This window comes from Anaerosolibacter sp., from assembly GCF_029240175.1.
Taxonomy (GTDB): Bacteria; Bacillota; Clostridia; order Peptostreptococcales; family Thermotaleaceae; genus Anaerosolibacter.
This window is the reverse complement of sequence record NZ_JARBTM010000041.1, coordinates 1-13,083: the sequence shown is the minus strand read 5'-3', so window position 1 is coordinate 13,083 and position 13,083 is coordinate 1. Positions and strand designations below refer to the sequence as shown.

The window sequence follows — 13,083 nt, the reverse complement described above, 5'->3', positions numbered from 1 at the left end:
GGATGTTGGCTTTGATTTATCAAGACATACAGGAAGAGGGGAGCAGGCAATCAGGAATGCGATTATGCTACACTCTCTCGTTAGAAGGTATGAAATTTCGAATGATGAAGTTGCGTTAGATCTCGCAATAGGATTAGCAAATCATCTTCTGGGAGTTTCTAGATATTTTAATTATAAAATGGAGTTTTTTGGGCATATTCATTCTGCCGGTTGGGTCGCATCTGGTCTAGTGAGACTTGGTCGTGTAACGGGTAAGGAAAGATATATTATCAGTGGTAAGGGGATATATGATTATATCCGTTCATTATCTTCCTCCTTTGGATGGGTTCCTGAATATGCGCAATGGCATCCCGCCAATGAGGAAGTTTGCGAGACCTGTTGCATCAAGGATATGATTGAGTGTGCGAATGAGCTTATATTATCAGGCTTTGATGAGTATTGGGAGGACCTTGTTCTTTTTTCAAGAAATCATTTGGTTGAAAATCAGGTAAAATATTCAGGGTATGTGGTAGTAGATAATACGATACCCAACAGCAATGGGATCACATATAGGGATGTTGATAAAAGGATGATAGGTGGATTTACAGGCGGCTCTCTCGTGAACTCGATTTCATTGTCTAAATTTCGTTCAATCGCGGGTTGTTGTGTAGGAATGGCTCCTGTGGCATTAAAGATTATCTGGGATAGAGCTGTCGAGTTTGAACATGGTGTTATCCTTGTAAATATACCTATAGACAAAGAAACAGAAGAAGCTACGGTTACAATGCAATACCCGAATAAGGGATCCGTAGTCGTGGCAGTAAAGAAAAAGTGTAAGGTTGCCTTTAGAATTTATGCCTATATGGCAGATAAAATAGTGTATAAACGAAACGGTATTGAACATAAGCCATCTATACTTGGAAAGCTTGCAATATTCGAGGATTTGAGCCCGGGTGATATTGTAGAACTTGAACACAGCATTGAAACAGTACAAGTAAAAGAAGTTGTCCGTGGCGAAGAATATACTGTTTCGTGGAGAGGCTGCGATGTTATTGATATACTACCACGGGGTGAGCATATGAGGCTCTATCAGCGTGAAGTGGATGGCCCAAAATATTATCCATTAGCGGAAGAGATAAAATATACTGGCGCAGCAAATATGGGACCAACGCAGCAAACACAGAAGAAATAATATCAAATTAGTATTCATTGTGTATTGGAATAAATATAAATAGGTCAAAGGAGTGTCAATATACTGTGAGTTTATTTTCAAGGCTTATTATGGTATACTTTTAATACTTAAAAATATACCTCAATGGGGGAAATGATGAGATCCAACGAAATAAGTGAAAATATAGTTTATAATAATCCTTTGCAACCCGTGAGGATAATTCACGAATGTAGACATGGTGAAGGTAGTGGTCCATGGCATTATCACCATGAATTGGAACTAATCACTATAATAAAGGGAGAGTTCTGCATATTTACAAAAGAACTGGCTATAAAGCTAAAAGCCGGGGATGTTGCAGTCATTGGTTCCTTAGAACCCCACTACTCCTTTAAAGAAGCTGGAGATATGGAATATATCGTTTTACAGTTTGATATCTTCAGATTTATTAGTCAAGATCTCATTTCATATATGAAATACTTCACTGAAGATGGGCGTCTTCTCAGCCGCTTAAATTATATGTTCAGGGAAAAGCCTCAAGTGAATGAAAAAATCTACCGGTATATTGTTGAAATTGCTTCAGAACATGCACAAAAGCAAAAAGGTTATGAAATTGCTATTCATAGTCTTATCCACAGGATTATTCTTGAGTTTTTAAGAAATGATAGCAGTGCATTACTTGATGTTAATAGCAGCATTGAACTTCAAAAGCTACTGCCTGTTCTTGAGTATGTTGAAAAAAATATTGATAGTAGAATTACGATGGAAGAAGCTGCAAAGTATATCAATTATGACTATTATTACTTTGGAAAGTACTTTAAAAGGGTCATAGGGAAGACATTTAAAGAATATGTTAACAATAAAAAGATGGTAAATGTTGAAAGAATTCTTCTTACAAAAAATGTGACTATCATGGAAGCGGCATTATCGGTAGGTATGCCCAATATGGCTAATTTCTATAAAGCATTCAGAGAGTACAACAATTGCTCACCGAAGGATTTTAGAGATAGGGCTTTGAATAGGGTAACACCAAAATAACAATGGAGACGTGAATATGGTTCAGATGAAAACAAATGGTCGTATTAATCCAATAGGTATAGATTGCAGGAAACCTGAGTTTAGTTGGGTGATTTCATCACAGGCGGTTGGTGTTATGCAGGTTTTTTATCGTATTGTGGTAAAGAAAGAAGCTGTGACAGTCGTTTGGGATTCGGGGAACGTTTTCTCTGATGTGGGCGTTGAGGTTTCTTATGAGGGTGAGGCACTTGAGGCATGTACGAGGTATCACGTCGAGTTAAGTGTGACAGATAATCAGAACGTTGTTTATGAAGCTAAGCAGGCTTATTTTGAGACAGGTTTGATGCTAGAGGGTGAGAAGTTACTGGGAGATGGGGCGAAGTGGATTGGTGCCGATGAGCTGACACTTGATGTGACTTCAGCTTGTTATTTTGATTTAAGAATGGATGTGACTTTGACAGAAGGCAGCAAAAAGGCAGGGATTATTTTTGGTGCCAATAACTTCAGATTGCAGAATAAAAACTTTAATATCTGGGGTAAGGCAGAAGCCCTAAACTATATCAAATATGAAGTGGATGTAGAAGGGTTATTAAATGGAACTTGCAATACAGCGATGTTGAATATCTATGTGGTAGGTATGCCGGTGCTTGGACAAAGCGTTGAAAATGATCCCAATGAAACAGATTTTTCAATCCCCATTCTAAACACTTTGATATCTAAGGAGAATGTTTATGAGAAAATGAGCATTTCGATTGATACCTTAAGTAATCTAAATCAGGTAACTTGTAAAATAAACGGAACTGTCATAGATGAAAAACGCCAACTTAATCCACTTGGAAATAACCATAACTACAACACTTACCCTAACCTGCATGAAATTGGTTTTGCAGTAAGGGCTGGTGAAAAGGTTGTTTACGAGAATATTACCCTTCATAATCCTGGGCCATACAGTGATGGTCTTCTATTTGGTGAGGAAGTAGGACAAACCTATGCTGTTTTTAAAGAGCTTGAAGGGGTCAAGGTACATAAGGATGGCAAGATTGTCGTAGGAAGCAATAAGGACATACTTGTATATAAAGATCTTTCTTACGGTAGTGCACCCATGCTTAGGACTGAATTTGAAGCTGAAAAAGAAATTATCCAAGCTAGGATGTATGTGACAGCCCACGGAATTTATGAAATGTGGATAAACGGGGAGAAAATCAGTGACCATTGGTTCAACCCCGGTAACTCTCAGTACCGCGAGAGGATTGCTTACCACACGTATGATGTGAAAGATTTGCTTAAGAGTAAGGCTGAGAATACTATTTCGGTACAATTAGCTGAAGGCTGGTGGAGTGGTTATCAGTCTTTCATTGTTCAAAATTATAATATTTATGGTGACCGTCAAGCCTTAATGGCAAAACTGGTAATCAAATATGCCGATGGAAGTGTTAAAACTCTTGTAACCGATGACGAAAACTGGTCTTATTATGGAAACGGTCCTGTTGAATACGGCTCCTTCTTCCAAGGAGAACGTTATAATGCAAATAAAGAAGTCCTTGGCTGGATGAATCCGTATTTTGATGGAAATGGATGGCGAAAAGCAGTAGAGATACCAACAGAATTGGTATTTGACAATTACTCATTCATTACAAGACTGGACGAACCAATTCGCGTCATTAAGACGATTTGCGCGAAACATGTCCACAAGACTAGTGAATATAAAGATTTCGAAGGTAATTATTCATATATTTATGATATGGGTGAAAATGTTCTTGGAGTACCCTACATCGAGATACCGGCCTATACTCTGAAAGCTGGTCAACAGTTGATCCTCCGTTATGCAGAAATTCTATATCCAAGTCAGTTGAAAGAATATCAGGATTCAGGTATTGCCAATATGCTGATGGTTGAGAATTATCGTGGGGCTATGTCAACAGATTTCTTCAAAGCCAAAAATAATGGAGCCGCTGTGATTGAGCCGAGAAGGACATATCATGGTTATCGTTTTATTGAGATTTCGGGACTTAGCGAACCGCTTCCTACAGAAGCAGTTATGACTAAAGTTCTGACCTCCATTCAATTGACAGCTACTTATGAGTCGTCTGATCCGCTGGTAAACCGACTGTTTAAAAACGTTCAAAACTCACAAAATAGTAACTTCATTTCCCTGCCCACAGATTGTCCTCAAAGAAATGAACGTCTGGGATGGACTGGCGATGCTCAGGTATTCTCCATGGCTGCCTCTTATAATGCGGATGTTTATAATTTTTATCGTCAATGGTTGTATGCTTTAAGGGATGATCAATTAAAAACCGGAGCGCTTCCTGTCTTTGCACCCAGCTATGCACAGGTTTACTCTGATATTCCCGTACCTGATGCTAATTCATTCTTCGGAGGAGTTTCCTGGGATGCAGCAATCGTGCTAATCCCCTATAACCTTTATAGGCAATACGGTAAGAAGGAAATCATCCATGAAAACATGGAAGCCATTAAAAAGTACTTAAATTATCTAATGACTAATCCAATGATTGTCGGTGAGAAGGTTTATTCTGGGTTAACAAGTAAGACGGGTATTCTAGCAGACTGGTTGAGTATAGAACTCACCGATTATACACTGATAAATAATGCAGTCTATGCTCATTTATTAGACACGACTTCCAAATTGGCTGAGATTATCGGAGATATAGCTTTAGCAAAGAAATATCAAGAAACATTTGAGACCTCAAAAGCGCAGTGGAATGAACTGTATGTGAATGAAGAGGGTCGAACAAGAGACTTTGAAGGTAAACTCCAAGATACTCAAGCCTCTTATGCAACTCCTTTAAGATATAATATATTCAATAAGGAAAATGAAAAGAATGCAGCGTTGTATTTTAAAGAAACAGTTAGGCGAACCCATACTCAAAAGGGTAATTATACAATTAAAACAGGATTTTCCGGTACGCCCAATCTTGTACCAACCTTATCAAAATACGGTTTCGTGGAAGAAGCTTACAAACTCTTCGAATCAACCGAATATGCTTCATGGCTATATCCGGTGGTGAACGGTGCCACATCCATCTGGGAGCGTTGGAATTCTTATACGTTCGACGGTGGATTTAACGGTAATAACTCCATGAATTCCTTTAATCATTTCTCGCTGGGAGCAATCTATGAGTGGATGATGGGCTATCAACTTGGTATTATATTTGATGAAGGAAAGCCCGGCTACAAACATTTCATCCTTCAGCCGCAAATGAGTGGAAAAATGACTTATGCAAAGGGAACGTTTGAATCACCCTACGGAGAAATTTCAAGTGGATGGACTAGGACAGAAGGAAAACTTTGGGATACTTATACGACTAAAGTACCTGCTAACACGACGGCTGATTTGTACTTGCCAATAGACAGAGAAGTAGAAGTTACCTTAAGTGAAGGTATATCTTTTGTTAAAAACACATGTCATCAGGGAATAGAGACACTACACTTTACCTTAACAAGTGGCGTTTTTATATTTAAAGAAGAAAATGAAAAAATCATCACTACTTCTTCTCTCTTTTTCCATTAATAAACCCAATAAATTACAAAAACAACTTAATATTTTACATTTCTTTCTGCTATCACTGGTATAAAATGAACGTATACTTATTGTAAAGATCGAAGGGCAGTAAATTAATATTAATAAATGAAGGGGGGCTTGCCCTCCTTTTTTTAACTTAATATTATACTATTTGTCTAAATCCGGTGAATTTTTAAGGTGCAGTACTTCTTGAAAATGTGGAGTTGCATGAGAAGACCATCCTGGAGACGAATTATTATGGAGGATAAATAATGGGTAAGGTTTGGACAGCGAACTGGATTATGGATACGCGTTTTAATGGTTTAGCGCCGCTGAATGTGTTTCATAAGCAGTTGGATACAGTAGTAACACCAAAACATATGGAACACTTAAAAAACAATCATATGCTTGTTCGCAAGGAATTTGAATTAACGCAGAGCTTTAGCCATAGTTATTTAGATATTTCAGCAGATGATTACTACAAGCTTTATATCAATGGTCAATTCATTGGACAAGGCCCGGCACCTGCATACTATTTTCAGTACAACTACAATCGGTATGAAGTTTCCAAATATTTGAGGACAGGAAACAATGTAATTGCAGTGCACGTTTACTACCAAGGCCTCGTGAATAGGGTTTGGAATAGCGGAGATTATAGACAAGGTCTTATTGCAGAGCTGTTTGTTTCGGATGCACTATATCTGAAAACGGATTCAACATGGAAATACACAAAAGCCAGAGAATTTGTGGGAACGGAGACCATTGGCTATGAAACTCAGTATAACGAAACTATTGATCAGAGGCTGAAAGAGACTGGTTGGAGAGAATGCGGTTATTCTGATGAATCCTGGCAAAATGCTTGTGTCAATCTAGCCGATGAACACGAGTTGATAATGCAGCAGACAGCTACGCTAGATATTTATGAAATAAAGCCTATGAAGGTGGAGAGCATAGCAGAAGGACACTATTTGATAGATTTTGGACAGGAGATTACGGGTCAGTTCAAAATGCAAGCTTGTGGGCAGTCAGGGCAGACCATTGAGGTTTTATGTGGAGAAGAATTAGATGAGGATGGTAGCCATGTGCTATTTAAGCTGCGTTGTAATTGTACCTATCAAGAGCTGTGGACCCTATCAGGGAGGGAAGATGTTCTGGAATACTATGATTACAAGGCCTTTCGCTATGTAGAAGTGGTGGGACCAGTCAATTCCTTTGATCCGGATAGCTTTTCAGCGATTGTACGGCATTATCCTTTCGTAGAGGATCGGTGTATATTCCATTCTTCAAATCCCCTGCTGAATGCTATCTGGGGAATATGTAAAAACAGTATAAAATATGGGGCGCAGGAAGTTTTTGTAGATTGTCCGACTAGAGAAAAAGGGCAATATTTAGGAGACGCTACTGTTACAACTCATGCGCATTTGTATCTTGCGGGAGATTTAAGTTTATTTAAAAAAACACTTCAGAATTTCGCAGCCTCTTCTTTCATCTGTCCCGGGCTTATGGCGGTTGCACCCGGAAGCTTTATGCAGGAGATTGCAGATTTTTCCCTCCAGTGGCCGCTACAGCTTTTGAATTACTATCATCAAAGTGGGGATCTTGCGTTTTTAGAAGAAATGTACCCGATTGCAGATGGGATTCTGCAATATTTTAAAAAGTTTCAGAGAACTGATGGACTTTTAGAGAATGTAAAAGAAAAGTGGAACCTAGTTGATTGGCCTCAAAATTATAGAGATGAGTATGATTTTGATCTTTCTGAGGTTGTGGGTGAGGGTTGCCATAATGTTATCAATGCTTTTTACATAGGTGCTGTTAAAAAAGTAAATGAAATTAAAAGAATTCTTGGAGATAAGAATTTCTATGACATCCGAAGGCTTGAGAAAGCTTATCAAAAAGCTTTTTATCGTGAAGATCTTAAACTGCTTGTAGATTCCACGGTTTCAGGCCACACCTCGCTACATTCAAATATGTTGGCTTTATTTTTTGAGCTTGCACCAGAAGCTGCAAAAAGTAGCATTGTTGCGCTGATTAAAGATAAAAAACTAAATTGCGGGGTATATAATACCTACTTTCTTTTGAAGGGACTTGCAAATGTCGGAGAATATGAGCTGGTATACGAATTGATCACCTCAGAGGATATCCATTCTTGGGGTAATATGTTGAAGGAAGGTGCCACTACCTGCTTTGAAGCTTGGGGAAAAGACCAGAAGTGGAATACCAGTTTATGTCATCCATGGGCGAGTAGCCCGATTCCAGTGATAATAGAAGATATACTCGGACTTAAGCCTTTCAGACCGGGTTGGGAAGAGATTTCCTTTTCGCCCCATATTCCTGCTGCATTAGAACATATAAACCTCGAGATTCAGACGATAAAGGGGTGCGTAAAGGTATCCTGCGTGTCCGGAAAAGCAGAAATATTTGCGCCGGAAGGTATCAAAGTCTCGTATACAAACCCATAAAAGACTTCAGGCTGCAAGTCGAAGAAGGCCCAAATTCTGAGGATTGATATTATTTTGTAGATTGTGACTACAAACCCAATATAGTACATAAAAACTCAATTACTTACATTGTTAAAGCTATGAAAAGCCTGTATTATTGTTGCATAAGACATAAGAGAAATTTCAAAGTTAGTTCTGAAAATTAATCTTACATATTAAATGAATTTCAGAGAGGAAAATTTTTATGCGTTCGCAAAATTTAAGACACAATAAATCAGAAACAGCTACGCTGACATGGTCCATACATTTAAAAAGATTCTACTCACGGAACATAAAAAGAAGTTTACCTCTGTATATCATGTTTCTTCCAATCATTATTTACTATACGATTTTTCGGTACCTTCCGATCGGTGGACTGATTATTGCTTTTAAAGATTACAGAATCATGGATGGCATCATGGGAAGCGCATGGGTTGGATTCGATAATTTTATAAAGCTTTTTTCAAATCCTTACTGCTTGAAAGTATTATATAATACGGTATTCTTGAGATTGCTTAGTATTATTATTGGTTTTCCGGTGCCAATTATTTTAGCGATAATGATCAATGAAATTAAAAAGAAATGGTTTAAAACATCGGTTCAGACGTTGATATATCTTCCGTACTTTCTATCATGGGTAATCGTGGCAGGAATGGTTGTTTCAATCTTCGGGCAAGGGAATGGTAGCATTCTTAATCACTATATAAAGATGTTTACAGGGTATACCATACCATTTCTGAATACGCCGAAGAGTTGGATCATGATATTTGTTGGGGCTGGAATATGGAAGGATTCAGGATTTAATACAATTTTATTTTTATCTGCACTAACAACGATAGATCCTACACTATACGAATCAGCTGCAATGGATGGCGCCGGAAAATTTAAACAGATATGGCATATCACACTGCCTGGAATCACATCAACAATAATTGTGGTACTGATCTTGTCATTGGGAAGAGTTATGCAAATGGGCTTTGATCAGATTTATATGTTACAGAATGCGGCGGTGAATGATGTAGCAGATGTTGTTGTTACTTACATATTCCGTGTGGGAATCCAACAGGGTAATTACAGCCTTACATCAGCTATGTCACTGTTAGAGTCACTCATCGCATTTATATTTATATTTACATCAAATAAAATAGCCAGAAGGTTTGGAGAGAGTTTATGGTAAGGGAGGATCAACCATGAAAGCAAATAGAGATGAAAAAATATTCAGTGCGATTTGTCATGTGTTTGTAACCATGGCAGCCATATCTTGCCTGATTCCGTTAATGAATCTGTTTTCGATATCTATCAGTGGTGCGGAGGCTGTAGTATCAGGCAAAGTCAGTATTTTTCCTGTACAATTGAGTTTTGAGTCTTATAAAACACTATTTAAAATATCCCCGGTTATTAGAGCGTTTAGAAACAGTCTATTCCTCACTGTGGTGGGTGTATTTCTAAACATTGCTTTTTCGGTTTTGGCCGCCTATCCGTTATCACGTCCATACTTTAAGGGTCGAGCTTTTTTAAGCAAGTTTATTGTTTTTACAATGCTGATTTCTGGAGGTATTTTACCGAATTTTATATTAATGAAATCTTTAGGGCTGATAAACAGTTATGGTTCAATTTGGCTAATTACTTTGATAAGTACGTATAATGTACTCATCATGAAGTCGTTTTTTCAGAATATTCCCAATGAATTAAGCGAAGCAGCGTGTGTCGATGGCTGTGGTGAATTCAGACTTCTAATAAAGATCATATTGCCGCTTTCAAAGGCATTGTTAGCCACAATAACGCTATTCTATATGGTAGCGAACTGGAATGAATTTTTAAATACGCTTATGTTTATCGGTGACCCCAAGAAATATACCATGACAGTAGTTGTACAGGAGATGATCAGAAATAGTAGTATGCTTTCAGATGCCGCTTTTATGGATCCGGAAACAGCAAAGAACATGACAGGCGAGGGTATTCAGGCAGCTGGGATATTCGTTATGATGGTTCCAATGCTTTGTGCCTATCCTTTCTTACAGAGATATTTCGTAAAAGGGGTGATGCTTGGCTCAATAAAGGGATAATGTTTTATAAATTTATACCAAAAAATCTTATGGGAGGAAAATGTTATGAAAACGAAATTGAGAGGGAAAACAAAGAAATTCACATCATTGTTACTTGCTACAGTTTTATTAAGTGCTTTATTTTTGACAGGTTGTGCTGAAAAAAATGGTATTGATAAAACGGCTACAGAAACGAACAAAACGGTTACCGAAACTGATAAAAAGGCTACAGAAACTGAACCGGCCAATACTGAGCCTGAGAAGAGAGGCCATATAACAGTTTCTGTATATGAACGTGGAAATATTCCATCCAGTGAAGGCAGTGCTATCGAAAACAGGTGGACGAAATGGATTAATGAGAACGGCCCTGTGGATGTAACTTATGTAGCAATACCAAGATCAGATCCGGGACAGAAATTTGGAATACTTTTTGCTTCAGGTACTGCACCTGATTTATGTTTGGAATATGATCCAACATTAAAACAGCCGTATTATCAACAGGGTTTAATGATGCCCATTGGTGATTTGATTGAAGAATATAGTACAACATATAAAGAATGGATGAAACAGAATCCGGCGCTTGCAAAGGTTGGACTCATGGATGACGGACAACTGTATCAGTTCGGAAGAATAACGGAGAACGCTCCTTTGGTTGGTTTGTACATCAGAAAAGATTGGCTGGATAAGTTGAATTTAGAAATACCTACAACCACAGAAGAACTAATAAATGTGGCTAAAGAATTTACCGGAAAAGACTTAAATGGTACCGGTCAAGCAGATTCAATTGGTTTTGCAGAAGTTTTGGGAGGCGAAACAAGTAGGATGATTTTCGGTTTCAATACTCCCGCTTCAAAGATTGCAGGATTTCCTTATTCAATCAAGAATGGTGAATTGGTATATGACACAAAACCTTTGCTTGAATGGGCAAAATTCAGAAAGGCAATCTATGATGCCGACGCCTGCGACAAGGAATTTTTAATGGATAAAAACGGAGCAAAGGCTAGACAGGATATTACCTCCGGTAAAGTTGGCATAATCTGTGCAGGAGAAAACATTATGCTTGCTGATTTAGCAACTCTGAAAGCGAATGTACCTACCGCAGAACTCATCCCGATAGAACTTCCTACTTCACCTGTCGGTAAATTTAATGCCATTATTGCGAATACAGTTCAGGCGGTTGCATTTGTTAATGCACAGTGTGAGGATCCTGAGTCTGTAATAAAATATATGGATTTTATGGCACAGGAAAGCACTAAAAAAACTTTGAAATTTGGATTAGAAGGCACTCATTATAAAATGGTAGACGGTTATCCTCAAATTATTGATAGTGAAAAATACAAGGAAGAAGTAAGTTATGCAGGCGATTTATATATGGCTTGTTCTGCCGAAGTATTCAATAATCCACACGGACCGTATGATTTGACTAATCCGGTTCAAAAAGAACAATCCTCGCTCTGGGATGCTGACAGGAAAACATATTTCAATACAACAATTGCATACCCCGCTGTTACATATAGTGAGCATATTCCAGCACTTCCAAAGGAGATGGCATCCAATTACAACAGTATCATGCAGCAGCTCTCTGATTTATGGAATAAAGCTATTGTTAGCGGTAGCGCATATACACCCGAACAAGCAGAAAAGGATATGAATGATCTTTGGAATCAAACAGGTGGTAATGATATTAATTCATACTATAGTGATTGGTATAAAAATGATAAAGAGAATTCAATACTTAGTGATGACTTATACAATCTTTTAGAAAAAGAAATTGCAGACAGAAAATTAAGCTGGTAAAAAACGTACATTATAATTAACATCTAAAAATTCATAAAAGGTTCTGATTTAAGTGATATAGTTCACAATTCAGGACCTTTTTTAATTATTTGTAATGAAATGAGTATCTATGATATAATGGTGTATAAGACAGGAGTAGAGGATATGTATCGTGTACTGATTGTAGATGACGAACCTTGGGCGTTGGTTGTGATTAAAAAAGCATTTAACTGGGAGGAAAATGGTTTTGAGGTTATTGGAGAAACCACCAGTTCAAAAACAGCAATTGATATCATAAGTTCAGAGCAACCTGATGTGGTTTTTACGGACATACGGATGCCAAATTATGATGGAATCGAGCTTATAAAGATTATTCGACAAAAGAAGATCGATACCGAGTTCATCATTATAAGTGGTTTTGCTGAATTTTCCTATGCTCAGGAAGCCATTCGCAATGGTGCCTTGGATTATTGCTTAAAACCGATGGACCCATCTAAAACGGATGAACTACTAAAAAGAACCTATAGTTACCTTGAAAATAAAAAAAGACTTCGAAATAATGATATATTGGAAGCGCTGAAGGGTGATTCAGGACAAAAAAGTGTACAACTAGATACTTTTTTACAGAAGTACACGCAAGGCGTATGGTTTACTATGGTGATATATTCTGAAAATGAAAATGACAATATCAAAAATTTGAAAGCACTAGAGTTCTGGCATTTTCTGGGAATTAAGGTAGGCGTAAATAAATACCTGTATATAGTGAACATAGAAGAAAATATAGCTGCCGATAAAGTTGAGGAGGAATTACTAAAAAAGTCAGATATTATAAGTGTCGGCATTAGTACCAGAGTGGAGAAATTAGAAGATTTACAGAAACTGGTTAAAGAATCTAATATTGCATCGTTAAGGACCTTTGTCGGCATCGAAAAAGGTGTATTTTTCTATACAAACAAGATCCAAATACTAAAACCTGTATTGAATAAAATAACCACGGCTTTAACAAATAGAAAATTTGAGTTGCTTCAAGGTATTCTTGTTGAGTTACAGGAATTATTCGTGATGCAAGGACTTGGTATGGTCGAAGTCATTTATCTT

Annotated in this window: 8 protein-coding genes; all 8 read left to right on the top strand. The window is 37.7% G+C overall.

The window, feature by feature from the left end; translation table 11 throughout:
- Positions 1-1,171 (top strand): hypothetical protein (locus tag K0R93_RS18790; RefSeq protein WP_300304865.1); only part of this gene is annotated, 1,171 nt, incomplete at its 5' end.
- Between the two features lie 135 nt (positions 1,172-1,306).
- On the top strand, positions 1,307-2,185 hold the full coding sequence (locus K0R93_RS18785; protein ID WP_300304863.1) for a helix-turn-helix domain-containing protein: 879 nt from the start codon (positions 1,307-1,309) through the stop codon (positions 2,183-2,185).
- 16 nt (positions 2,186-2,201) lie between these two features.
- Entirely contained in the window at positions 2,202-5,696 is a 3,495-nt protein-coding gene (locus K0R93_RS18780) for a family 78 glycoside hydrolase catalytic domain (protein ID WP_300304861.1), read from the top strand.
- Positions 5,697-5,959: 263 nt separating this feature from the next.
- Entirely contained in the window at positions 5,960-8,146 is a 2,187-nt protein-coding gene (locus K0R93_RS18775; protein ID WP_300304859.1) for a family 78 glycoside hydrolase catalytic domain, read from the top strand.
- Positions 8,147-8,369: 223 nt separating this feature from the next.
- Positions 8,370-9,341 carry an ABC transporter permease gene (locus K0R93_RS18770; RefSeq protein WP_300304857.1) on the top strand — a complete coding sequence of 324 codons (972 nt, stop codon included), beginning with the start codon at positions 8,370-8,372 and terminating at the stop codon, positions 9,339-9,341.
- A gap of 13 nt (positions 9,342-9,354) precedes the next feature.
- The gene (locus K0R93_RS18765; protein ID WP_300304855.1) at positions 9,355-10,230 is read left to right on the top strand and encodes a carbohydrate ABC transporter permease; all 876 of its coding nucleotides are present in this window, start codon (positions 9,355-9,357) and stop codon (positions 10,228-10,230) included.
- Between the two features lie 45 nt (positions 10,231-10,275).
- Entirely contained in the window at positions 10,276-12,006 is a 1,731-nt protein-coding gene (locus tag K0R93_RS18760) for an extracellular solute-binding protein (protein ID WP_300304853.1), read from the top strand.
- Between the two features lie 144 nt (positions 12,007-12,150).
- On the top strand, positions 12,151-13,083 hold a 933-nt coding region (locus K0R93_RS18755), incomplete at its 3' end, for a response regulator (RefSeq protein WP_300304850.1).